This is a genomic window from Calothrix sp. NIES-3974 (genome assembly GCF_002368395.1).
Classification (GTDB): Bacteria; Cyanobacteriota; Cyanobacteriia; order Cyanobacteriales; family Nostocaceae; genus NIES-3974.
Map to the genome: position 1 here is coordinate 3,050,401 of NZ_AP018254.1, position 23,284 is coordinate 3,073,684.

Annotated in this window: 21 protein-coding genes; 14 read left to right on the forward strand and 7 right to left on the reverse strand. The window is 43.1% G+C overall.

The window, feature by feature from the left end; genetic code table 11:
* Positions 1 to 117 precede the first annotated feature (117 nt).
* From gshA to CDC37_RS12170, 3 genes are all read left to right on the forward strand, one after another.
* Positions 118 to 1,254: a glutamate--cysteine ligase gene (gene gshA, locus CDC37_RS12160; protein ID WP_096622210.1), complete on the forward strand. Its 1,137-nt coding sequence runs from the start codon at positions 118 to 120 to the stop codon at positions 1,252 to 1,254.
* Positions 1,255 to 1,495: 241 nt separating this feature from the next.
* The gene (locus CDC37_RS12165; protein WP_096622211.1) at positions 1,496 to 1,957 is read left to right on the forward strand and encodes a tRNA (cytidine(34)-2'-O)-methyltransferase; all 462 of its coding nucleotides are present in this window, start codon (positions 1,496 to 1,498) and stop codon (positions 1,955 to 1,957) included.
* A 943-nt stretch (positions 1,958 to 2,900) separates the two neighbouring features.
* On the forward strand, positions 2,901 to 4,976 hold the full coding sequence (locus CDC37_RS12170; RefSeq protein WP_231943043.1) for a peptidoglycan DD-metalloendopeptidase family protein: 2,076 nt from the start codon (positions 2,901 to 2,903) through the stop codon (positions 4,974 to 4,976).
* 102 nt (positions 4,977 to 5,078) lie between these two features.
* Here the strand turns inward: CDC37_RS12170 and CDC37_RS12175 are convergent, their stop codons facing one another.
* Positions 5,079 to 5,669 carry a chromophore lyase CpcT/CpeT gene (locus CDC37_RS12175; protein ID WP_096622214.1) on the reverse strand — a complete coding sequence of 197 codons (591 nt, stop codon included), beginning with the start codon at positions 5,667 to 5,669 and terminating at the stop codon, positions 5,079 to 5,081.
* A gap of 247 nt (positions 5,670 to 5,916) precedes the next feature.
* On the opposite strand from CDC37_RS12175, the gene psb29 reads away from it, so the two are divergent.
* Positions 5,917 to 6,630 (forward strand): photosystem II biogenesis protein Psp29, encoded by a 714-nt coding sequence (gene psb29 / locus CDC37_RS12180; RefSeq protein ID WP_096626139.1) that lies wholly within the window; start codon positions 5,917 to 5,919, stop codon positions 6,628 to 6,630.
* A gap of 28 nt (positions 6,631 to 6,658) precedes the next feature.
* Here psb29 and CDC37_RS12185 read toward each other — a convergent pair whose 3' ends face one another.
* From CDC37_RS12185 to CDC37_RS12195, 3 genes are all read right to left on the reverse strand, one after another.
* Positions 6,659 to 7,024 carry a phage holin family protein gene (locus CDC37_RS12185; RefSeq protein WP_096622216.1) on the reverse strand — a complete coding sequence of 122 codons (366 nt, stop codon included), beginning with the start codon at positions 7,022 to 7,024 and terminating at the stop codon, positions 6,659 to 6,661.
* Between the two features lie 804 nt (positions 7,025 to 7,828).
* Positions 7,829 to 8,431: an ExbD/TolR family protein gene (locus CDC37_RS12190; protein ID WP_096622217.1), complete on the reverse strand. Its 603-nt coding sequence runs from the start codon at positions 8,429 to 8,431 to the stop codon at positions 7,829 to 7,831.
* 60 nt (positions 8,432 to 8,491) lie between these two features.
* Entirely contained in the window at positions 8,492 to 9,259 is a 768-nt protein-coding gene (locus CDC37_RS12195) for a MotA/TolQ/ExbB proton channel family protein (protein WP_096626141.1), read from the reverse strand.
* A 236-nt stretch (positions 9,260 to 9,495) separates the two neighbouring features.
* Here CDC37_RS12195 and CDC37_RS12200 point away from each other — a divergent pair, with 236 nt between their 5' ends.
* The 3 genes from CDC37_RS12200 (at position 9,496) to CDC37_RS12210 (ending at position 11,902) form a co-directional block, all read left to right on the forward strand.
* Entirely contained in the window at positions 9,496 to 9,804 is a 309-nt protein-coding gene (locus tag CDC37_RS12200) for a YkvA family protein (RefSeq protein WP_096622219.1), read from the forward strand.
* A gap of 309 nt (positions 9,805 to 10,113) precedes the next feature.
* The gene (locus CDC37_RS12205) at positions 10,114 to 10,965 is read left to right on the forward strand and encodes a Uma2 family endonuclease (protein WP_096622220.1); all 852 of its coding nucleotides are present in this window, start codon (positions 10,114 to 10,116) and stop codon (positions 10,963 to 10,965) included.
* 145 nt (positions 10,966 to 11,110) lie between these two features.
* A complete protein-coding gene (locus CDC37_RS12210; protein ID WP_096622222.1) occupies positions 11,111 to 11,902 on the forward strand; it encodes a sugar phosphate nucleotidyltransferase in 792 nt (263 codons plus the stop codon).
* 373 nt (positions 11,903 to 12,275) lie between these two features.
* Here CDC37_RS12210 and CDC37_RS12215 read toward each other — a convergent pair whose 3' ends face one another.
* Together CDC37_RS12215 and CDC37_RS12225 are read right to left on the reverse strand one after the other, a co-directional pair.
* The gene (locus CDC37_RS12215) at positions 12,276 to 12,923 is read right to left on the reverse strand and encodes a Uma2 family endonuclease (protein ID WP_096622223.1); all 648 of its coding nucleotides are present in this window, start codon (positions 12,921 to 12,923) and stop codon (positions 12,276 to 12,278) included.
* Positions 12,924 to 13,206: 283 nt separating this feature from the next.
* Entirely contained in the window at positions 13,207 to 14,154 is a 948-nt protein-coding gene (locus CDC37_RS12225; protein WP_096622226.1) for an aldo/keto reductase, read from the reverse strand.
* A 234-nt stretch (positions 14,155 to 14,388) separates the two neighbouring features.
* On the opposite strand from CDC37_RS12225, the gene CDC37_RS12230 reads away from it, so the two are divergent.
* The 7 genes from CDC37_RS12230 (at position 14,389) to CDC37_RS12260 (ending at position 22,322) form a co-directional block, all read left to right on the forward strand.
* Positions 14,389 to 15,789, forward strand: coding sequence for an AmpG family muropeptide MFS transporter (locus tag CDC37_RS12230; RefSeq protein ID WP_172892777.1), 1,401 nt, complete (start codon positions 14,389 to 14,391; stop codon positions 15,787 to 15,789).
* Entirely contained in the window at positions 15,774 to 16,256 is a 483-nt protein-coding gene (locus CDC37_RS12235) for an ABC transporter permease (protein WP_096622227.1), read from the forward strand. The genes CDC37_RS12230 and CDC37_RS12235 overlap by 16 nt, the downstream gene beginning before the upstream one ends.
* Before the next feature lie 165 nt (positions 16,257 to 16,421).
* On the forward strand, positions 16,422 to 16,652 hold the full coding sequence (locus CDC37_RS12240) for a hypothetical protein (RefSeq protein ID WP_096622229.1): 231 nt from the start codon (positions 16,422 to 16,424) through the stop codon (positions 16,650 to 16,652).
* 285 nt (positions 16,653 to 16,937) lie between these two features.
* On the forward strand, positions 16,938 to 18,764 hold the full coding sequence (gene thrS / locus CDC37_RS12245; RefSeq protein ID WP_096622230.1) for a threonine--tRNA ligase: 1,827 nt from the start codon (positions 16,938 to 16,940) through the stop codon (positions 18,762 to 18,764).
* Between the two features lie 950 nt (positions 18,765 to 19,714).
* A complete protein-coding gene (dapB, locus tag CDC37_RS12250) occupies positions 19,715 to 20,548 on the forward strand; it encodes a 4-hydroxy-tetrahydrodipicolinate reductase (RefSeq protein ID WP_442861037.1) in 834 nt (277 codons plus the stop codon).
* A 349-nt stretch (positions 20,549 to 20,897) separates the two neighbouring features.
* Complete coding sequence (locus CDC37_RS12255; protein ID WP_096622232.1) at positions 20,898 to 21,584, forward strand: phosphate ABC transporter permease; 687 nt, start codon at positions 20,898 to 20,900, stop codon at positions 21,582 to 21,584.
* Positions 21,585 to 21,743: 159 nt separating this feature from the next.
* The gene (locus CDC37_RS12260) at positions 21,744 to 22,322 is read left to right on the forward strand and encodes a tetratricopeptide repeat protein (RefSeq protein ID WP_231943044.1); all 579 of its coding nucleotides are present in this window, start codon (positions 21,744 to 21,746) and stop codon (positions 22,320 to 22,322) included.
* A 24-nt stretch (positions 22,323 to 22,346) separates the two neighbouring features.
* On the opposite strand, the gene CDC37_RS12265 is transcribed toward CDC37_RS12260, so the two are convergent.
* Entirely contained in the window at positions 22,347 to 23,222 is an 876-nt protein-coding gene (locus tag CDC37_RS12265; RefSeq protein ID WP_096622233.1) for an ABC transporter ATP-binding protein, read from the reverse strand.
* Positions 23,223 to 23,284 lie beyond the last annotated feature (62 nt).

A 23,284-nucleotide genomic window follows, 5' to 3' on the forward strand; every position in this document is an offset into this window, starting at 1 on the left:
AGACTTAGCGTTGCTACGTCTTTGCAAATAAAAAAATTAAAACAAATGTCCAATGTGCAAAAAAGCGTTGCATTGGATACAATTTGAAAGTAAGCAAATCCGGGGAGACTAACTTTCGTGTTACTAAAGGGTTTTGAAGTCGAAATGTATACAGGTACCCACAGGGGTGACATTGTTGGTCTATCGCATCTAATTGCTGCGGCTTTAGAGGGGTTTGTCCGTGAACCAGATAGTCGTAATGTGGAATATATTACCCCTCCCCTGGATAGTTACGAAAAATTATTGTGTAGCCTATTAAAACCTCGGATTAAACTACGGGAGTATCTGCAACAACTGGGAAATTACACAATTATTCCTGGTAGCACATTATCATTAGGTGATACATCTCGCTTCCTACGTTCTGACCCAAATAATCCTTACCACGACTATATTGAAAAAACCTACGGGACAAAGGTAGTCACCGCGAGTGTGCATATCAACGTGGGAATAGATGACCCAGAATTACTCCTACGTGCTTGTCGATTGATACGGGTAGAAGCTCCCTTATTTTTGGCCCTGAGTGCCTCATCCCCCTTCCTCGATCACCATGCTACGGGTTATCATTCTACTCGATGGCGAGTTTTTCCCCAAACCCCAGAACGTGTTCCCCTATTTGCCAGTCATGCTGACCATATTGCTTGGGTAGAGGCTCAGTTAGCGGCTGGTACTATGCAAAATGTTCGCCATCTGTGGGTTTCAGTCCGTCCTAACGGTAATCAGCGTCCCTATGATTTAAACCGTTTGGAACTGCGGATTTGTGATTTGGTCAGTGACCCCATCGCCCTATTAGCGATTACAGCTTTTTTGGAAGCGCGTTTATTGCAAATGATGGCAGACCCCCAACTCGAACCCCTGGTGAATAGTCAATTTTCTCCCGCAGAACTGTTGACAATTACCGCAGCCAACGAGATTAGTGCTGCCACTACCAGCTTAGATGCCCAATTGCAACATTGGCAAGACGGACGAACCTTGTCCGCTCGACAATGGATTAATGAAATTTACGAACAAGTGTACCCTATTGCCAAGGAAAACGGCTTTAGTTGTTTTCTTTCACCACTGCAAAAAATTCTCCGGGATGGTAACGAAGCTCAAAAGTGGTTACAACTGCAAAAAGTTGGGTTTAGTACCCGTAGCGTTTTGATGCAAGCGATCGCAACACTCAGCGATCGCGAACGGGAATTAGAAGAAAAATTGTGTTCTCAGGCAATTTCTTAACATAAAGTTAATTGTGTACTCGGCGACAATCGGCCATCATCAAAAGTGTGTACTCTGTAACTAAAGCCTTGCCAAAAGGTTTACAGGGTTATTTTTCTTCGTTTTAAAATTCTAATCAATCACCCAACATTACGATTGATTAATAAAAACTATAGTTGCCTTCTCTCCAACGGTAGATTTAAAAATAGTATTTATATTGTTTTTATATTTTCTTTGCTTTTTTTCTTGACCTGCTTTACTAATGCCCCAAGTTGTCCTTGTAAATCCCTTAATTCCGCCGAATACAGGCAATATTGCCCGAACTTGCGCTGCAACCGGAACCGAACTCCACCTAATAAAACCCCTGGGATTTGAACTGAGCGATCGCTATCTTAAACGAGCAGGTTTAGATTATTGGCCCTACGTAAAACTCTATGAACACGAGTCCATAGACACCTTTGCCACCACCCTTAAACAGCGTGGGGGAAGGTGTTTAGGGTTTAGTGTCAGGGGAAATTACAACTTTTCCCAGTTTGCCTACCAACCCGATGATTGGTTGTTGTTTGGTAGCGAAACCAGTGGTTTACCCCCCGAAGCGATCGCCATCTGTGATGCCATGCTCTACATACCCATGCAAGAGTCGGGAGTACGTAGCCTCAATTTGTCTGTAAGCGTTGCTGTGGGCTTATTTGAGGCTCGACGCTATCTGGGGTATCTCCAGTAAATGGGTGGTTTGATGTATTTATTTGTACTTAGTCCATTTTTAGCTTGTACGCCGTTTACATCTTTACATAGATGTATTTTCTACACAAAAAGTTATTTTTTATCGTCAAAAATCTCAGTGGATTGCGCTTATTTAAGTAATATTACAGAACGGAAACACAAGACATTCTGAGCGCTGTCATAAATTTCCGCAGATTTGCGACTGTGCATTCACCCGTATTGATAGTTAGTATACTTTCAGCAGCATATTATATTCTGCTTAGTTATAAATACTGATGGGATGGAGGTCGTTTCCATAAGAAATTCGTATATATGGTTTGTGCAAAAGCAGGGGTTTAGCCATAGCTTTTATAAATTCAAACCGGATTTTCGTCTCATGGAAAACTCCTGAAAACCATAACTAGCAAAACCTTTGAGCGTTTTGTCCGGAGCGAACATTTTTTACCAGGTAAATGTACTTGCGAATGAATACGGTTGTGTTTTCAGGGGTAATCAACGTAAATTCTCCTGGTGGGAAGACTGATTAGTTGTAAAAGCTGTGAATATATCAATAGCTGTAGTACAATGACTTTCCCCAACGGCTATTCTTGAGTCGATGAATTTTCTCCCCGTTATTAACGATTCACAGTTAATTGGGGATTTTTCGGAAAGGTCAAGAAAAATCCGTTCAAAAGTCACAGGCAAGACACAGTAACGTGGTTGTGAGGAATTATTAGATAAATTCACATTAAATTTAAGATTTTCTGATTAATGTGAACTTGTCTAAAACAGAGAAGCAGGTTAATCTTGCCTAAGTATCTCTGGTGAATGTGATCTTGATCTGTTTTTCGTAGTGATCCAAATCATTGACTTTAGTATCCGACTGAAAAAATCGAGGTCAGTTAAGCGCTAGCGATCATAGGAGGTCGTCTTTGAAACGAGCATTAAAAAAGAGAGTAAAGGCTGTGCTTGAGAATACAACTGGGGCAGAAACTCCGGTAGGAAATAGCAACGTACAAGAAGGCGGAGGTGTTCGCCGCAAACGTACCCAAGCTGCGATGATTGGCTTGGCAATCTCAATGGGCGCAACCAGCCTTTTGGTGACTCGGCAAAGCGACCAAGCCCTGGCAGCAGCACCTGTTGGCAATGAAAATACTGCCTCCACAACCTCGGCTGCTGATGACTTAAGTGTGAAAAACCCTGTAACAGCGAAAGCGGAATCTGAAGGTGTGACCCAAGTGAGTACACCAGAAAACTCCGTAGTCGTTCAACCAGTTGCAACTTCACAGATGCCTGGGCTTGGAGCAAAGTGGCAATTTGCCGCTCGCAGTTTGCCATCTCAATACCCACAGTCGGGAATTACAAGTCAATCACCAACGGGATTGAACACAGAAGCAGAGGTCGCTTCCAAGGGAGCAAGAATTACCGCTGCGATCGCCAAAACCAAACAAATCAAAACTCCCCAGGCTATTATCCCCACAAACGTAGTGGGGATTACCAAATCTAGTATATCAACTCCAGCTGATGCCCAGCTAAAAGCCCAGCAGGAGTATGCGATTAAGCAGTTGCAGCAAAAATCTGACCGCCTACGTAACAGTTTAGCAGCACTCAACTCTAGCGAAAACCAAGAATCGCCAGAAGTAGAGGTCGCTAACAAAACCAGTACAGTGGGCGAATCCGTCAAATCAGATTTGCGTCAATTGCCTGGTGAGAGCCAAAAAACCACTGAACCGACGACCGAAGTTGCGATCGCACCGACAAAAGTTTACGAAGTTAAACCAGGGGATACATTAGCCGCGATCGCTAATCGCAACGGCACATCCGTTGCAGCCCTAGTTGCTGCTAATAATATCAGCAACCCCAATCAGTTACAAATCCGTCAGAAGTTAGCCATTCCGGTTACGACACAACATCAGGAAGTAGTTAGTACAGTAGTTAATACTCAGGTTCCTGTCGCTGCTAGCAAAATTCAGCCGATAGTGATCCCTGCAAGCACACTAGTTGCATCTGCATCAATTAACCCCGTATCTACAAACTCTGCATCTACAACCCCAGAGGAAACTTCCCTAAACGCGAATACAGGTATGGGTGGCGATACACCTGTTCCCCGTGTATTCATCGAAATGGAACGGAGAAAGAACGCCAATAAGCAAGCCAGAGCCGACAAAGGTTTACAGAGCTTACACGCCGAAATTGAGCGTCTACGGCAAAAGTATCGTCAACAGCAATCCGGCGATCAGCAATTTGGAAATACTGCTAACACAATCAACACACCTGACGCAGGAACAAGCTCAGTCACCGTTCCCACCCAAAGGGAAAACACAAGACCCGTTGCAATTCCCGTACCGACAGTACGTCAAAACCGGATTGCGGCTCCAACCCGGAATCAAAATCCGACGAACAACTACTTTAACTACAATGCTACACCGGTACAAATACCCGTACCTCGTCCAGTAGCACAGCCCAGCAACAGAGAGCTACCCATTAACCCAGAATGGAATCGTCGCAACGCTGGAAACGTACCAATTCGCGTACCCAGCGTCAACCAATCACCATCCTTGGGTGACACACGTAATATCACTGTTTCGCCCCAGTTACCACCTTTGGCAGCAGTTGATCGATATCTACCGCGAACCATTGATGAAAACACCCCCGTCAGTGGTGGTTTTATTTGGCCTGCGAGGGGAACCTTCACATCAGGGTTTGGTCCCCGTTGGGGTCGGATGCACCGTGGGATTGATATTGCCAATTCCGTAGGTACGCCAATTGTTGCTTCCGCTGCGGGTGTAGTTGAAAAAGCTGGTTGGAACAGAGGTGGTTACGGTCTTTTAGTTGACATTCGCCACCCCGATGGAACCTTGACCCGTTATGCCCACAATAGCCGTATAATGGTTCAAGCCGGACAGCCAGTTGAACAAGGTCAACAAATTTCGGCAATGGGTAGTACCGGATTTAGTACCGGACCCCACTTGCACTTTGAAATCCATCCTGCTGGTAGAGGTGCTCAAAACCCTGTTGCGTTTTTACCCCCCCGTGTCTAAATCAGGGGATTTATCAGAACCTCCCTGTTAATTCAGATTAAATTAATTGGGGTATTTTTCCTTCAGGAGAGAGCTAACTGCTCTCTCTTTTACCTTTTCTGTTCAAAATTGGTTGAGCTTGGTGTAGCAATATGGTCCCATAATCGCTCCCCAAGTCGCACTCCCAGTCACGGGATCAATCCCCCGATCATAGGTTTTGAGTTCAGTCGGGTTTACTTCAAAACCCAAAGCAACATAAACAGTTTTCTCCCCGTAAGCAAAACTGCATTGACATTCTGGTGGTTGGGTCGCAGAAAATTCGTACTGATCCAGAGCAGTTTGGCGATAGGAAATATTTAGCAAGCATCCCGGTAAGGCTACAATCGACTCAGGAGTTAGGGATTCGAGTAATTCCCGTTTCTCCCCAGCACCAGCGACCCTAACCGGGTCTTTGAATTGGTAATATTGACCTTGGATGGGAAAATCTGGATCTTGGCTGGAATATAAACGGAGAATGCGTTGGCGATAGGGTTGGTCAAGGTTAATTGTATTCGCTTGCTCTAGAAAGAAGGTTACACTATCTTCAGTGAACAATGGTACGGGTACTTGCCATAGTCGTAAATGCACATACCAAGCAGGTTCTGCCATTGCTTGTTGTTTATTTTCAAATTCCCCACTCATGTAGCTAGCGAGGATGCTCAATTCGGGAACCATTGGGTTGGGACATGAGAATACAGAATACAGGATACAGGATACAGGAGGCAGAATTTCGGATCAGAAAATTCATCAACCCCAAAAAATTGTGCAGACGCGACTGTCCCGTCTCTCCCGATTCCCTACTGCCAAAAAACGAGCTTGTTAAGTGTTAAAATCGGCTTTTCAAACATCCTCTTAACTAAAACTTGGCAAAAGTGCTGGTACGAGCGAAAATATACATACGTTGCCTTTAACTATTATTTTTGTGAATAACGTTCGTACAGTCTCTGATACAAAAAAAACTTTCTATTCCCTCCACACTCGTCCGATAAATACCATTTATCGACGGGTTGTGGAAGAGTTGATGGTGGAAATGCACCTTTTGTCAGTAAATGTTGACTTTAGCTACAATCCAATTTACGGATTAGGGGTGGTGACAGCATTTGACCGGTTTATGCAGGGTTATCAACCGGAACGAGACAAAGAGTCGATTTTTCAAGCTTTATGTCGGTCGGTGGAGTTAGATCCCCAGCAGCTACGTCAAGATGCGGAAAGGTTAAGGGCGATCGCCACAGGAATTTCTGGTGCGGAAATGACTGCTTGGTTGAGTCGTACCAATATGTCTAGTCCCAACAGTGAGTTGGAGGAGGTACTAGCAGCCATCAGTAATAATCCGAAGTTTAAATATAGTCGCTTGTTTGCCATTGGGATTTTTACCCTGTTGGAATTAGCAAATCCAGAAATCGTCAAGGATGACAAACAGCGTAATGAAACCCTGGTGGAAATCGCCAAAGGATTGAAGATCGCTGACGATAAACTCACCAAGGATTTAGATTTATATCGCTCGAATCTAGATAAAATGGCCCAGGCATTAGTTGTCATGGAAGACATGCTCCAAGCTGAACGTAAAAAGCGGGAGCAAAGAGCGCAACAACAAGCTAATGCCTCAACGCCATCTTCTGGAAGCAGTGAGTCGTGATTAGGTAGGCTGCTGTAGTAGAATCCTACTAAATAGGTAGAATTCTAAACAGCAAGCTATTCACTATTGAAAGGGCAAAAGCTCCAAGGATGGCACTCCAAATACCGAAGCGGAGTCGAAATCCTTGGACGAGCCATGCGGCAATACCAAAGCAAATTACTGAGGCAATAAAAGTAAACAGCCAGTGAAATAAAGTAAGGGTGAGTACATTAGGGACTAAAAATATCACCCTCATAATCGGTTTGACGACAGCTGAAACTAGACCTAAAACAGCTGCGGATATGAAGGTTTTACCAATTGTGTCGATTTCCACACCAATTGGCAATTTACTGATAATGAAAAAACTAATGGCCGTCACGACCCATGTGATTAACAGTCCAATAATATCATTCATTTGCAAAGCCTCTTGATTTAGGTGGATAAACTGCTGATAACTGAAATTAAAACTCCGCCGTGGCAATCTTGAAATTACATGAAATCAAGAATTAATTTGCCTATAGACTAACTCATTAAAATGGGGCGAGAACCCTGATTATGGTTAAATTTGGACTTTTTCCGACAATTATGTGTGTTTAGCTCAACAGCCAAGGAGTAAATCTTATTATCCGTAACTTACCAGATTATTCTCGTTAAGTACATTTCATTTTAGATATATTTAAAATTGCAACTACAATTTTTGAGTTACGTTTTACACCAAAACTCATATCTAATTTTTGTAAATACCTCTTGACAAACTTATATTTACACGAAAAACAGGATAGAAAGGAATTTCGCAAACTACTTCTCGTTTTTTGTGATTTATTTCTAAAGATATCTATAAGTAGGTAGGTGCAATTAAACGTCAAACCGCAACGTAACCAATCATTCGGACTTGATATTACTCCCCTACAGACGCGATATATCGCGTCTCTCCCTAATCCCTATCCAGTTTCAGAACTTTAGTTCTTAGTCGTGATTATAAGATTGCGTCCTTATGACCCTAAGATCGATCCGCTATGGGGAGAAGTGCAATGACGAAAACTCCAACTGTGGTTATGGACAAAGTTGATGATGGAAATTTCCGGACTCAATCCGAAATCGTCAGGTTTTCTGAACTTGAGGTGTGAGGGTTGAAAGAATATCCATCCCGATGTAGCTAGTACAGCATGGCGGAAATAAGTAGACCTAAATTGGTAATTATCCCTTTTGCCTTGAGGTACTAGGGAGATGGATTCGGTGCAGGTTGAGCAGCAGGTGGAACTGGGACTCCAGGGTTAGTGGAGTTAGGAGCAGTTTGTCCAGCAGGGGGAATTGCGGGAAAGGGATTAGCGGGTTGGAGATTAGGGGTTAAATTGCTCCCTGGTGGTAGTCCAGGAGTGGTTGGTGGGACACCTTCAGATGGTCCAGGGATGATACCCAAAGAAACGCGATCGCCACCGACTTGACGTAATAGATCCAAGATTTCGATTACATCATTATAGGTTGCGGAGCGAGAAGCATTTAAGACCAGCACCCCCTGGGGATTTTTTTGCAAGTAATCGCGCAGATTTTCCGCTAGACGCGCTCTATCAATTGGTTTTTGTTCGATATAGGTTTGACCGAGTGCATCAATTGTCACAGGTAAAATATCCCGTGATGCTTGGTTATTAACTACAGCAGAGGTTCCCGATCCGGCTTTTGGCAAATCAATATTAATTGCCTGCTGACGGGTAAATTGTAATGCAGCCAGAAGAAAAAACGTCAAAATACAGAAAATAACATCAATTAGGGGAATAATTTGAACTTGGGCTTCGTCCGTTGATGAGTGTAGATTAATCTTCATGCTTGAGTTATGTATTTTGATGGTGTTGACCGTTAACAGTCAAAAGTCAACAATTAACTGCTAATTATTTTCTGATTCGGAATTGGTTGTATCCGTTGGATTGTCGTAGGGTTCGCCGAATTTGAGTTTACCCCGTCGTTTCGGGGGTTGTGGTTTAGAAGGTGGTGATGCGGGTAAAACGGTTCCCCGGTTTTGGCTGAAATCAGCACTGGGGGGAAATTGACGGAACAGTAATTCGATATCATTTCCAGCTTTGCGAAATACCCGCACTTGGTTAAACAGTAGGGTTTGAAATAAGCGGTAAAAAGCGAGACTAATAATCGCCACCACTAAACCAGCAGCTGTACTAATCAAAGATTCTCCTATTCCCGTTGACACACCAGCAGCCGCTTCGGTTCCTAGGTCTCCAATTCTAATTGCTCGCAGGGAGGTAATCAATCCCCATACGGTTCCAAATAAACCCAATAAAGGAGCAAGACCGATAATGGCTTCTAGGAGTTTTTCACCCCGTCGCATACCAGCTAATTCTTCCTCTGCGGTTGCTTCCAAAGCCAAACGGAAAGTTTCCAAATCCGCACTCGGTAAACTCAAAGGTGCGAATAAAAATCTACCGATGGGTTGATCGGTTGCATTGCGAGCAATTTCCCGCGCTTCTCCCCAATCAGTTTGTGCTGCATTTAAAACACGGTTAACAATCGTGCGTTCCTGGTTAAGAATTCGCAACCAAAACCATAACCGTTCAAAAATAATACTGACAGCTAGAATTGATAGAGCCAGCAATGGATACATTGCCACTCCACCTTTTTGAAATTCAGCAACTATATCTATACCCACGATTTGTGCGTTCCTCCCTCATTAATCCTGGTTTTAATACCCTATATCATTTCTCGACAATGGAGATACTTGTCAGTCAAAATATCATAGGCATCATGTTTTTTATACATGGATGCATTTCTCACAAGATACTCGTATTGCCTATTTTTGATCAAATCGGGCGGTTATTACCACAGGAAGTGTAGGATATTATTTGCCAAAATTGAAGATAACCGGAGGTTGAAAAAAACATGAAATTCTCTATCTCGTCACTTTACACCTGGTATCGCGATTTGTTACGCAATCCCAAGTATCGTCTCTGGATAGTTGCAGGAACGTTGTTGTATCTGATCAGTCCGTTTGATGTGTCACCGGACGTGTTTCCGATTCTCGGTCAAATCGATGATGGTATTATATTAACCCTGTTCCTGACGGAAGTTTCCAGCATGGTGATTGAATCTTTTAAAGCGCGTCGAGAAAATACCAAGGGCGAAAATTCCCCTGCCAATTCGACCTCCGAAAAAGATACAATTGATGTAGACGCGGTTTCTGTGGAATAGACAAGGTTGCGGTGAGTGTTTTTTGTTGTCTGCTAACTGAATGCAAAGTCTGGTTAAAATGCTGGATGCTCTGAGTAAAACAATAATGATTCCGACTCCCATCTCTACCTGAAGCCGTACCATAACATATATACACAGATTTTAACCTGGAAAAGTTTGCTTCTGCGATCGCTGCTATGCCTACAGATTGTTGCAATCGGCTTTTTGCTTAACACTTATACACAAACTCTCGCCATGATAACCACCAGGAAATGTCCCCACTTTAGTTGTTAGCATCTAAATATTTTTATTTGTAACTATTCTTGAGCCATGTCAGTCGCAAAAGATACTCAAGCCTCCACCAGACAAACACCTTTGCTAGAAACTTCAGCAAATCCCTCAGAAAATCTCCCAGAAAATGTTATATTTCCTCCAGTAGATCCCTATAGCAACGAGCCAGAATTGGAAAGTTATCTACATTTGCAGCAGATGTTGCTGTTGATTAAATGTTTGGAGTGGTGGTGGCAAGACCGGGATGATTTCTTTGCGGCCGGAAATTTGACGATTTATTACAGTCCCTACCAACTCAAATCGGAAGATTTTCGTGGTCCAGATTTTTTTGTGGTTTTGAATACAGAACGCAAACCCCGCAATAGTTGGGTTGTATGGCATGAGAATGGTCAATATCCAAATGTGATTATTGAAATTCTGTCGTCGAGTACAGCCAATAACGACCGTGGTTTAAAAAAACAAATTTATCAAGATACTTTCCGTACACCTAACTATTTTTGGTTCGACCCCAATAGCTTAGAATTTGCCGGTTTTATTCTAGTTGGTGGGGTGTACCAGCCTTTGGAACCAAATGAGCAAGGTTGGCTATGGAGCCAACAACTGAATTTATATTTGGGTGTGTACCAAAATCAATTGCGCTTTTTTACACCTGAAGGTGAAATAGTCCCCACACCAGAAGAGGTGGCAATTCAAGAAAAGCAAAGAGCCGAACAAGAAGCTCAAAGGGCTGAACAAGAAAGGCAAAGAGCTGAACAAGAAGCTCAAAGAGCTGAACAAGAAAAGCAAAGAGCTGAACAAGAAGCTCAAAGAGCCGAACAAGAAAGGCAAAAAAACGAACGTCTCTCTGCCAAATTACGGGAATTAAATATCGATCCAGAAAGTGTTTATTAAAAACTTTGCATTGCCAATTTTTGGGACTCCAAAAAAACTGGAAAAATAGAGGTCAAACTGCTTCCTGTTTCTTCCTATCCTCTAGACTCAGCGCAAGACTCATTCAGCAGACTCTAACAAAAATAACTAACTGAAATCAAACTCGATGGCTGCATCCGAAATTATTGGTTTAATTCCCGCAGGTGGACAAGCGACGAGAATATCACCTTTACCCTTAAGCAAGGAACTATATCCGATTGGTTTTCAAACCCATCCACAAACCAATCGGGTTTATCCCCAGGTGGTCAGCCAATATTTACTGGAACGGATGCGTGATGGAGGTGTGAAGAATGTGTATTTTATCCTGCGTCCGGGTAAATGGGATATTCCAACCTATTTTGGTGATGGTAGTTTTCTGGATTTGCATATCGGTTATTTAATCATGGGATTACCCTACGGGGTTCCTTTTACTCTTGATCAAGCTTTTAGTTTTGTTGCGGATAAAATTGTCGCGTTAGGTTTTCCGGATATTTTGTTTACTCCTAGAGATGCTTTTGTCCGGATTATTCAGCGTCAGCGGAGAACCCAAGCGGATGTGGTGTTAGGATTATTTCCTACAGATAAACCTCAAAAAGCGGGAATGGTGGATTTTGATGCAGCAGGTTGGGTGCAAGCTATTATTGAAAAGCCCCCCAGTTCCAGTTTACGTTACATGTGGGGAATTGCCGTTTGGATACCAAAATTTACTCAATTTCTGCATGATTATTTACTGCAATTAATAACCCATCCTAATTTTAGCAAGGAAGGGGAAGTACCGATTGGTGATGTAATTCAAGTTGGTATCCATGCAGGTTTAAAGGTACAAGCGGAGGCTTTTCCTGATGGTAGTTATTTGGATATTGGTACACCGGATGATTTAATTCAAGCTGTTAAAAATGGTGTTTCTGATGTGAATTAGCGTCAGTTCGGGTAACGGCTATTTCGTAATGCGATAGAAGGGGTACTTGAGAGGGTTCCGAACTCAGGTTAATTTAATCACAGTTCTACTGTCTGCGATCGCATTCCCCTAGCTCCCATGCTCCGTGTGGGAGTAGAATCTGCGAAGTTGCTGCCTCGTGAATGAAGGCAGAGCCTTCAACTTACTAAGTGACCACGCGGAGCATGGTCACTAGATCAAAGGGGAAGTACCGATTGGTGATGTAATTCAAGCTGGTATCCATGCAGGTTTAAAGGTACAAGCGGAGGCTTTTCCTGATGGTAGTTATGTGGATATTGGCACACCGGATGATTTAATTCAAGCTGTTAAAAATGGTGTTTCTGATGTCAATTTTTCAGCAGGTATTTAACTGTTCCCGTACCCAATTACGAAAAGCTCGAATTGCAGAGTTTCTCCCAGCAGTTTTACTTAATGCCAAGTACTGAATAATCTTTTCCGGGAAATCAAAATGGGGAAAAATCGCACTTCTTGCCGACTCGAAGTAAACACCATTTTGTAACAAATTAATTTGTAATCTACCTTTTTCAAAGCGCCACAGTTCGGGAACCATTAATGATTCATAAATACTAGGATTCGTCCGGGAAGTCACATCAATTTCTAAAGCTAAATCTGGTGGTGGGTCTGTTTCTAAATCTAATTTCTTTTTTCCGCGAACTTTGCTCTCATTTTGGATGTAAAAACACTGATCAGGTTCAATTCCCTGAAGCATTTTTTTGTTCTTGAAAGTAGTCGAACCAAGACTAAGAAATTCAATATCTAACTCTTCTAAAAGTGCTTTGATTAGGTCACTAATAATTTCCTTTTCAAATTCATGTTCTGGGAATGGGACCATAATTTCCAGCATTCCTCGGTCATAGGCGATACGTGCTGCACGATGTTCTCCTAACTCATCCAGAATTGTTTCAAATTCTTGCCAAGTGACATCACGTAACAAAACCCTTTGTCCTGGTGGAACATCAATTTGTTTAATGTTCAGTAGCATCTGATTGCTCCAGTGCTTCTCTGGGATTAGTACTAGTTTACTTTTTTGAGTGCGTCGCTGTCATTATTGCTGGGATAACAGGTTGCCATCTTTCCTCTTAGTTTGAGGATGATGAGATTGCTTTCCTTTATTCGCAATGACGGATAGTACAATCTTTGGTCGCAACTTAGCATGAGTTGAGACTCGAGCGATCGCATCCTCACCGGTAAAAATATCTTCCGATCCCAGAAGTGAATCTGCGATCGCGTTAGTAATAATTAATATCACATTGGTATAATCCAATCTAACGCCAGGGACGGGAGACTTGTTCAAGTTCGCTAACTTCTGCTTCTGTGAGTTTCCAACCTAAAGCACCAGCATTTTGTTCCACTTGTTGCGGGTTTTTGACTCCAGCGATGGGAATGACGTTACCTTGAGCGATTAACCAATTGAGGGCAACTTGAGCGGGTGTTTTATGATAGCGATCGCCGATTTCCCTTAGTAAATTAATTACTGGGGCGATTTTCTGTAAACCGTCTGCTTTAAACCTGCTATCTAGTTTCCTCGCTCCCATTGGCTTTTCACCACTGTTCAAATTATACTTACCCGTCAGCAAACCTTGGGCTAGGGGACTGTATGCCAAAATTGTCACACCTAATTCCTTTGCTGTGTCGATAATTCCGTTAGTTTCCACTTGACGTGTCAGTAGGGAATAGCGAACTTGGTTGACAGCGAGGGGAATTCCCCGTCGAGAAAGCAGTTGATGGGCTTCACGCATTTGGTCGGCAGAGTAGTTACTAACACCAATCGCTCCAATCCGTCCCCGTTCCACCTCATCTGCAAGGGCATTCATAAGGGTGCTTTGGCTCATAAAAAAGGCAAATGGCCAGTGGACTTGGTATAAATCGATATGTTCCAGTTGGAGTCGATGGAGACTTGCACTCAAGGCATCTTTGACTGCTTGGGCAGAAATCCGCCACGGCATTGGCCCATACTTGGTAGCAATTTGTATTTTGGCACCAGTACCCTGGATAAATTGTCCGAGGAATTTTTCCGACAAACCGTTACCATAGACTTCGGCGGTATCAAAAAAAGTTACACCAGCAGCGATCGCAGCATTAAATGCTTTCTGCAATTCGTCCGCAGTATAGTCTTTACCATAGCTCCAAAAAAATTTATCACCCCATGCCCAAGTTCCAATACACAGCAATGGGACTTCAATATTTGTACGACCCAGTGTAATTTTTTCCATTTTGACCTGTGTGTGCTTTCATCTTGTTTTGAGTTTATCTTTATTTTGATAAATTGTAGGTCTCTCTGGGGGAATGGGTATGGAGAATGAATCATGCGATCGCAGTTTAATTGCGGATTATTTGGATGGGGAGGTGTAATTTGTATAGTTAATATCGGGGAAATTAATAATGTACAGTAGAGACGACCCGTCGGGTCTTCCCTACCCATCCCCATTTCCCATAGCAAAAAGATTATGAAGCAAATTGAATCGTTCCTACAGGTGTTCCGTAGCCGCAAAATGGCGGCTTTACTGTTATTAGGTTTTTCGTCGGGTTTACCCTTTGCACTGACGGATGATGCATTTCGAGCTTGGATGACCAAGGCTGATCTGGATATTAAAACTATTGGTTGGTTAGGGTTGGTGAGTTTACCCTACTCTTTAAAATTTATTTGGGCACCTTTATTGGATCGATTTGTACCACCGTTTTTGGGTCGCAGACGGGGATGGATGCTGTTGACTCAGTTAGGTTTGATTGCGGGGATAATTGCGATCGCCTCCCAAATGGCAATTATTTCTGGATTGCCTTCCCCGAAACCAGCCTCAGCAATTTTAATTTTAGGTGCGATCGCTGTACTGGTGGCATTTTTAAGTGCAAGTCAAGATATTTCCATTGATGCCTATCGTACCGATGTTCTCAATCCCTTAGAAGTTGGTGCTGGTGTAGCGGTTTGGGTATTGGGTTATCGGATTGCCTTGCTATCCAGTGGTTGGCTAGGTTTTAATTTGGCAGATCGCTTTGGCTGGCCCCAAGTTTACATTATCATGGCGGTATTGATGGGTATTGGTGTGACAACTTCCTTTTGGTCTCCCGAACCCCGTGTTGATGAACGTCCCCCGGAAACTCTGAAGGCTGCAATTATTCAACCGTTTACCGAGTTTGTCCGTCGTTTAGGTTGGCAACAGGCTTTATTTGCCCTGATTTTCATCATTCTTTACAAACTGGGGGATTCGATGGTGGCAAAAATGGCCGTTCCCTTTTTGGGTGGGAAGGGATTAGGTTTTTCAGACGCGGATATTGGCAATATTCGCCAAGGTATGGGACTATTCGCAACGATTATGGGAACCTTGGTGGGTGGTGCTGCTTTAGGAAAACTGGGAATTAATCGTTCCCTGTGGGTATTCGGGATTTTGCAGGTTTTTAGTAATCTCGGTTATTATTTCTTAGCTGTAATTGGCAAAGATTACAACGCAATGGTATTAGCCATCAATATTGAAAACTTTAGCGGTGGTTTGGGGACATCTGGATTTATCGGCTTTATGATGAGTCTGTGTAATCCCCGTTTTAGTGCCACCCAATTTGCTTTACTTTCCAGTTTGATGGCTGTTGGTCGGGATATAATCGCTGCACCCTTTTCTGGTGAACTTGCTGGAAGAATTCAGCAGTTTGTCCCGGTTAATAATGCGATTAATCAAATTCAATTGCTAGCAGGACTTGACCAAAAAGGCTGGCCATTGTTTTTTCTTGCTACCTTAGTAGCAGGTTTACCAGGGTTATTGCTTCTACCGTTCTTTGCACCGTGGAACCAGCAAACAGTCAACGTTTCTCGACCCGGAATCGATAATGAGGATGCAGACGTATGGGGCAACGATTAGTAATTATTATATCAACGGTTATTTTGTTGATTACTGGTGTTTTACTTGGTTATGTGCTTTCCCAACTCATTCAGGGCATATTGGCAGTCAACCTGGTAACTTTTTTGGGAACCTTTAGTTTAATCGTCATTTTCGGGACATTGTACTACGTCCTCTTTTGGGAATTTCGCCGCATTCCTACCCAAACTTTACCATCTCGACGACCCTCTACAACCTTCAATCGGGCAGATGATTTTGATTATGCCCCAAATTATGGAACAAATTATGAATCACACTATGAAACCAATCAGGAGTTAGGTAATGACCTCCCTGTTCTCAAAGAGCGATTAATTCGTCTATTGGATGGGGATAAAGAACGAGCAGAACGTTTAGTACAGGTCATACGCGATCGCAAACCCGGTATGGAGGAAACCTGGTATTGGCAACAAGTTATCACCCAATGGGAAGAACGCGATCGCTTTATTTAAGGAGACAGGATACAGGATAAAAAATTTTTTTGGCGTTCCTGAATCCATGTATGAATTTCGATGTAGAGACGCGATATATCGCGTCTCTACCCAGATATCGCGTCTACCCAGGAACAGGTTATGATGAAATTGTCATTTTTAACTGCTATTCACTGTTGACTATTCATGGCTATTTTTCGTCAGTACATCGCCCCTTTATTAGTAGTATTAATCTTTTTTGCTGCCCTTGTAGCCGTCAGTGCCAGAATTTTCTTACCTAGTGATATGGCTGCACCTGCACCGGTTGATGATACTAGTATGAGTATGATACCCCAATTAAACACACCTATAAATCACACAGCGATGACTGAAACCGTGATAACTACTACAGTGACTACATCGCCTCCCATTGGCTAGCACGCACTCTTAAGCAATTTTCAAAACAGGGCGTGCAATCTGTACGCTCTGTTTTTATTTTATCTTGTCTTCCTTCACCAGGCAGGAATCTCGCACCTTTCGCTCCCATGCAGAGGATGGGAATCAATACCCAAAAATCCTTGCGTGTCCAGTCCTGAATGTTGATAATACACAAGAAACCTCCATCTGTGAAATCATCCAACATCAGTCATTAGAAACGACCCGTCGGGTCGTCTCTAAGATAATCCAAAAGCTAAAATCTAAAATCCAAAATCCAAAATCCCCATGTCTTCCCAACTAGAAAAAGTCGAAAAAACTGCCAAAATTTCTCTACCGCGTACCAGCGAATCGGAAAGTCTCAAAAAAATTCGCCATACCACTTCCCATGTGATGGCAATGGCTGTACAAAAACTTTTCCCCAAGGCTCAAGTTACCATTGGTCCTTGGATTGAAAATGGCTTTTATTATGATTTTGATAGTCCAGAACCCTTCACGGAAAAGGATTTAAAAGCCATTTATAAAGAAATGGTGAAAATTATTAATCGCAAATTACCTGTGATTCGGGAAGAAGTTAGTCGTGAAGAGGCAAAAAAACGGATCGAAGCGATTAATGAACCCTATAAACTGGAAATTCTAGCTGACATCAAACAGGAACCCATTACAATTTACCATTTAGGTGATCAATGGTGGGATTTGTGTGCTGGTCCCCACGTTGAGAATACAGGAGATTTGAATCCGAAAGCGATCGCTCTCGAAAGTGTAGCGGGTGCGTATTGGCGTGGTGACGAAACGAAGGCTCAATTACAGCGTATTTACGGTACTGCTTGGGAATCTCCGGAACAGCTGGAGGAGTATCTTCGTCGTAAGGAGGAAGCGCAGCGACGAGACCACCGCAAATTAGGTAAGGAATTGGGTTTATTTATCTTTTCTGATTTAGTGGGTCCTGGTCTACCGTTGTGGACTCCCAAGGGTACTTTGCTACGCAGTATTTTAGAGGATTTCCTCAAGCAGGAACAAATCAAGCGCGGTTATTTACCTGTTGTCACACCCCACCTAGGACGGGTTGATTTATTTAAGGTATCTGGACATTGGCAAAAGTATAAGGAAGACCTGTTTCCCATGATGGCGGAAAATGATGACGCAAGGGAACATGAACAGGGTTTTGTCCTCAAAGCCATGAATTGTCCTTTCCATATCCAAATTTACAAAAGTGAGCTGCGTTCCTATCGGGAATTACCGATGCGTTTGGCGGAATTTGGTACGGTCTACCGCTACGAACAATCGGGTGAGTTAGGTGGTTTAACCAGGGTACGAGGATTTACCCAGGATGATGCACACCTATTTGTCACCCAGGAACAACTCGATGATGAGTTTATGAAGGTGGTGGATTTAATTCTGTCGGTGATCAAAAGGTTGCAACTCGACAGTAATTTTAAAGCCAGGTTGAGTTTCCGTGACCCCAACAGTGACAAGTATTTAGGTTCAGACGAAGCTTGGAATAAAGCTGAGAGTGCGATTCGTCGAGCTGTGGAACATTTGGGAATGGATCATTTTGAAGGGATTGGCGAAGCTGCTTTTTATGGTCCTAAACTCGATTTTATCGTCAAAGATGCCTTGGAAAGGGAATGGCAATTAGGAACAGTGCAGGTTGACTATAGCCTCCCTGAACGTTTCGATTTAGAATACGTTGCCGAAGATGGTTCCCGTCAACGGCCAATTATGATTCACCGCGCTCCTTTCGGTTCCCTGGAACGGTTAATTGGTATCCTGATTGAAGAATATGCGGGGGATTTTCCTCTGTGGTTAGCACCCGTTCAGGTCAGATTATTACCTGTGAGCGAACAGTTTTTAGACTTTGCCCAAAATACCCTTGCACAAATGCAAGCTGTCGGGATTCGTGCTGAAGTTGACACCAGTGGGGATAGACTCGGTAAACTGATTCGCAACGCCGAAAAAGAAAAAATCCCTGTCATGGCCGTTGTTGGTGCAAAAGAATTAGAAACCAACAGCTTGAGTATCCGTACCCGCGCTTCCGGAGATTTAGGGAGTATCCCCGTCACCGAGGTCATTGAGAAAACGAAAAACGCGATCGCTAATTTCGCTAATTTCTAATATCCATGCCAAAAAGTGTCATACCTAACTTGCCAAAATCAGGAACAAGCGCTATCATCATGGGCGTGTGAGGAGTAAGCTGAAGTAAAAAACGTCTAGAGTGGAAACACGGCAACACGTCTAGGCGTTTTTTATTTACCTCCGAGAAAATGGTTTTTCCCTAGTTTGTGAATAGGTAGTGGGGATAGTAATACCAATTTGAAAGAAAAAAGAATGCGACAGATGGATGAATTTTGTAGAGACGTAGCAATGCTACGTCTCATATTCTGGATATGTCGCAAACATTTTTGGTATCGGTATTTGGCATCGGTATAAGTCGGCGTTAAAAAATCAAGGTATGTCCGCAGCGAGTAGAACGCAGTCAAAGGAAGCAATCTCAAGGCTGTGAATATTGTTCACAATCCTTTACATAATGAGGTTTATTTGTGACGACTTACCTATTCAAAACAAAATTTGAGTGAAATGGTATAGGGAGTGGGGAGCAGGAAAAATCCACTTTCATAATTTCTGGCGTACGCAGTACATAAAGGCTAATTTCTGTCAACTCAGAAAAAATCACCTATCCCCAGAGAGAGAAAAAAAGCAGTAACATCAAGTTTTTGTATGCAAATATTGCTCTCCATGAAGAATATATATATTTATCGAAATTGTTGGCAAAACTACTTGCACTATCCTAAAAACAAGGCTAATCTATAGTTGTGTGTGAGGAGCAAAGTTGAAAGCAGAGGCGCTAGGAGTGGAAACACGGTCACACGTCCTAGCGCTTTTTGCTGTTCACTCATTTTAGAAACTGGACTTTTCCAGCAGCCCAAATACCCTTGAACAAGGGGTAAATAGTTAACACTAAATCGTTAACCAACCACAAGAAAAATATATCAGCGTGCGAAGTATATCAACCTACCGGAATTAGTTAAAATGCCTTTGTTAGCTGCGCAGAGGTGCTGGAAATTATGAGTCAAAACCAAATACCCGTGATTGTCAATGGTGCAACCGGGAAAATGGGACGGGAAATCGTCAAAGCAGTAGCCAAAGAACCCGATTTAATTTTAATGGGAGCGATCGCTCGCAATCCAGAGGTACAAGGTAAGGACGCGGGAGAAATTGCAGGTTTGAGCGAACCCTTGGAAGTACCCATCACCAATCAACTGGAACCCATGTTGGGATACGTAGCAGGTGAAAGACAAATGCTACCAGGGGTGATGGTGGATGTCACCCATCCCGATGTCGTATATGACAACGTGCGCAGTGCGATCGCCTATGGAATTCGTCCCGTGGTGGGTACAACCGGGTTGAGTCCAGAACAATTACGGGATTTAGGGGACTTTGCCGAAAAAGCCAGTACGGGATGTTTAGTAATTCCCAACTTTTCCATTGGCATGGTATTATTACAACAAGCGGCAGTGGCAGCCTCCAAATACTTCGATCACGTCGAGATTATTGAACTCCACCACAACCAAAAAGCCGATGCGCCCAGTGGAACCGCCGTGCAAACAGCCCAGATGCTAGCAGAGATGGGAAAAACCTATAACCAGCAACAGGTGGAAGAAACGGAAAAAATTGCTGGTGCGCGGGGGGGATTAGCCGAAGAAGGAATTAGAATCCATAGTATCCGTTTACCTGGACTCATAGCCCACCAAGAAGTGATTTTTGGCGCACCAGGACAAATTTACACCCTACGTCACGATACTAGCGATCGCACCTGTTATATGCCAGGGGTAATACTAGCCATTCGTCAAGTCCAGAAGCTAAAGTCATTAGTATATGGTTTAGAAAAAATCCTGTAATTAGGGAGTGGGGAATAGGGAATTGGGAGTAGAAGTGACAGGGGATGGAAAGAGCTTCCTTGCAATCTGGAATAATTTGCCCATTTCCGCTACCCTGTACTCAGCTGTTGCGCATTTTAAGTGTACTCGACGGGAAGGCTTTGCCTATAACCGTCAACAGCAGATCAAGTAGTTATTGTGATTTATGCGAGTTTTAGCTTACTATTCTGTCAACTTGATGTTGGTAGTGTATCCTAACCACCCATGAGTCCGAGAGACGATATATCTAGTATTATTCGATTAGATTAACCACTTTCCGTCTCCCTCTATGCTTGTTTTTCCTTCCTTCATTATCTTCATCCTTTAGAAAATGCTAGTTCCCGTCACCCGCGCTAAATTTGAGCAACTTGTACCCCTAATTGCCACTGGACCTCAGTATAAATACTACTGGGGTAAGTTTTCTGATTTTCTGCAACGGTTATTAATCTCCGTCGTAGCCGTGGCGATTGTTGTACTATTAAAAGGTGTTTTACGCTTGAATTTAGGTCCGGTGGTCTTCATGTTTGGATTAATCGGTGGTTTTTATTGGATGTGGGGACCAATATTTCAAGCAAGTCTCCGTAATGCTAAATATCGTCGCTACAAATACGGTGGATTTTTCCGTGGACGTGTTTTGGACTTGTGGATCACAGAAGAACTAATTGGCAAACAGGAAACGGTGGATAGCAAAGGTGATTTAGTAATTGTGGAGAACCGGGAAAAACGCATCAACATCGAAGTTGGCGATGAAACCGGATTTACAGCCGAATTACAAGCACCATTACGGGTTACCTATAAAGCAATAGCACGGGGACAAACTGCGGAAATGCTGGTAATGTCCAATACTCCCGATTTAAGTCGCATCAATGAAATCAGCGATATCTACATTCCCAGTCGGGATATTTGGGTCAGTGATTATCCTTGCGTCCGTCATGACTTTTTTGTCGAAGTTAGTCGGAGAATCCCCAATCCCGAACGAAGACTCCGTCGTCGTCGCGATGCAGAAGATTGGGATTAAATCGATTTTTGGGTAGAGACGACCCGTCGTGTCGTCTCTTGGATCGGAATTTTTTCTAAAAGTCAAAAAACATAGTTTGCAAATGGAAATATTTTTGTTTTAATGTACATGCACTCGCGGTAACTGTGAAAAAATCCCTTAATTTTCAGGTACAATACTGTGTTCAAACGGACATTTTTTTTAGCCAGTTTCCTTGCATATAGTTGTGTTGCGATCGCAGTACCTTCAATCAGTCACGCTCAAGTACAGCTTGCACAAATGCGTACTTCGACACAGGTCAGACAACTACTGGATGATGGTCGTCGATTAGTGGATCGGGGAGATTACGCTGGAGCAATTTCTGTTTATCAACAAGCAGCAGAACTTGAACCCCGGAATGCATCCATCCATTCCGCAATTGGGTATCTCTACGCGCAACAAGGTAATTATTCTGCTTCCCTTTCCTCCTATCGACGAGCAGTTTCCCTCAATCCCAACAACCCAGATTACCAGTATGCCCTGGGATTTGTTAGTGGTAGTATGGGTGACTACCGCACTGCCAAAGAAGCCTATCGGAGTGCCATTCGCTTAAACCGTAATAATGTGAATTCCTATGTTGGTTTAGCTACTGTTTTACTGCGGTTAGGTGAGCATTCTAACGCTAAATGGGCTTATGAGGAGGCAGTTAAAATTGATCCGAATCACCCCCAAGTTCGCCAACTCAAAACCTTGATGAATACAAAAGGTGGAAGAAGGTAGTAAGTTACTATAATTCGTAATTATTCAATCCAATTTCCGTCCTGTAAGTTCCACAAAAATATCTTCCAAATTTGCAGGACGGGACATCATCCCTGTTTTGTCTGGTTGTTCATTCAAGTATTGATTTGCCTCCGCTAGGGTGGGGAAAAATTTATACTCCCATCTTTCCCCTGTTTGTTTCATCACTAAACCTTCACCGTAGATTGAGCGTAATTGTTGTAGGGTTCCCAAGCTACGGAGTTGACCATTATCCATAATTCCAATCCTTCCCCCAACCTGGTTGCCGAAATTACCGCACAAATATTCCACCTCATCCATATAATGGGTAGTTAGCAGAATAGTCATCCCTTGGGTATTTAAATCACGGATAATCTCCCATAATCTGCGTCGTGTTTGTGGGTCAAGTCCCACGGTCGGTTCATCTAAAAACAAAATTTGCGGTTGATGTAATAAAGCCCTCGCGATTTGTAAGCGTCGCTTCATCCCTCCCGATAGGGTTTTGACTAAATCGTTTCGGCGATCGCTTAATTCCACATACTCTAACCATTGCCGAATCCGCTGTTGACGTTGGGGATTGGGTATATGGTGTAGACGACCATGAAATTCCATATTCTCCCACACCGTTAAGTCCCCATCCACACTCACTTGTTGCAGAACCACCCCAATCTGTCGTTTTGCTAAAATTGGTTCCCGCACCACGTCATAGCCAAAAATCTCAATGCGACCAGCAGAAGGTTGGGTTAGGGTCGTCAACATACGAATTGTGGTCGATTTTCCTGCACCATTGGGTCCTAATAGACCGAATATCTCTCCAACTTTGATTTCAAAGGAAAGATTATCAACAACTAGACGCTGATTATAGGTTTTACTGACGGAATCTAGGGAAACGGCGATGCTCATAATATACAAAATAAATCCGGTGGGAATGAATCAAGACCTGCATGTCTCACAAGTGAACGGTA

Bases quoted from the DNA above. Each gene is read 5' to 3' on its own strand.
- dapB (WP_442861037.1), top strand. From the start codon at position 19,715: ATGAGTCAAAACCAAATACCCGTGATTGTCAATGGTGCAACCGGGAAA.
- CDC37_RS12225 (WP_096622226.1), bottom strand. From the start codon at position 14,154: ATGGAAAAAATTACACTGGGTCGTACAAATATTGAAGTCCCATTGCTG.
- CDC37_RS12165 (WP_096622211.1), top strand. From the start codon at position 1,496: ATGCCCCAAGTTGTCCTTGTAAATCCCTTAATTCCGCCGAATACAGGC.
- CDC37_RS12265 (WP_096622233.1), bottom strand. From the start codon at position 23,222: ATGAGCATCGCCGTTTCCCTAGATTCCGTCAGTAAAACCTATAATCAG.
- CDC37_RS12190 (WP_096622217.1), bottom strand. From the start codon at position 8,431: ATGAAGATTAATCTACACTCATCAACGGACGAAGCCCAAGTTCAAATT.
- CDC37_RS12210 (WP_096622222.1), top strand. From the start codon at position 11,111: ATGGCTGCATCCGAAATTATTGGTTTAATTCCCGCAGGTGGACAAGCG.
- CDC37_RS12235 (WP_096622227.1), top strand. From the start codon at position 15,774: ATGGGGCAACGATTAGTAATTATTATATCAACGGTTATTTTGTTGATT.
- CDC37_RS12185 (WP_096622216.1), bottom strand. From the start codon at position 7,024: ATGAATGATATTATTGGACTGTTAATCACATGGGTCGTGACGGCCATT.
- CDC37_RS12255 (WP_096622232.1), top strand. From the start codon at position 20,898: ATGCTAGTTCCCGTCACCCGCGCTAAATTTGAGCAACTTGTACCCCTA.
- CDC37_RS12205 (WP_096622220.1), top strand. From the start codon at position 10,114: ATGTCAGTCGCAAAAGATACTCAAGCCTCCACCAGACAAACACCTTTG.
- CDC37_RS12230 (WP_172892777.1), top strand. From the start codon at position 14,389: ATGAAGCAAATTGAATCGTTCCTACAGGTGTTCCGTAGCCGCAAAATG.
- CDC37_RS12215 (WP_096622223.1), bottom strand. From the start codon at position 12,923: ATGCTACTGAACATTAAACAAATTGATGTTCCACCAGGACAAAGGGTT.
- CDC37_RS12240 (WP_096622229.1), top strand. From the start codon at position 16,422: ATGGCTATTTTTCGTCAGTACATCGCCCCTTTATTAGTAGTATTAATC.
- CDC37_RS12200 (WP_096622219.1), top strand. From the start codon at position 9,496: ATGAAATTCTCTATCTCGTCACTTTACACCTGGTATCGCGATTTGTTA.
- thrS (WP_096622230.1), top strand. From the start codon at position 16,938: ATGTCTTCCCAACTAGAAAAAGTCGAAAAAACTGCCAAAATTTCTCTA.
- CDC37_RS12175 (WP_096622214.1), bottom strand. From the start codon at position 5,669: ATGGTTCCCGAATTGAGCATCCTCGCTAGCTACATGAGTGGGGAATTT.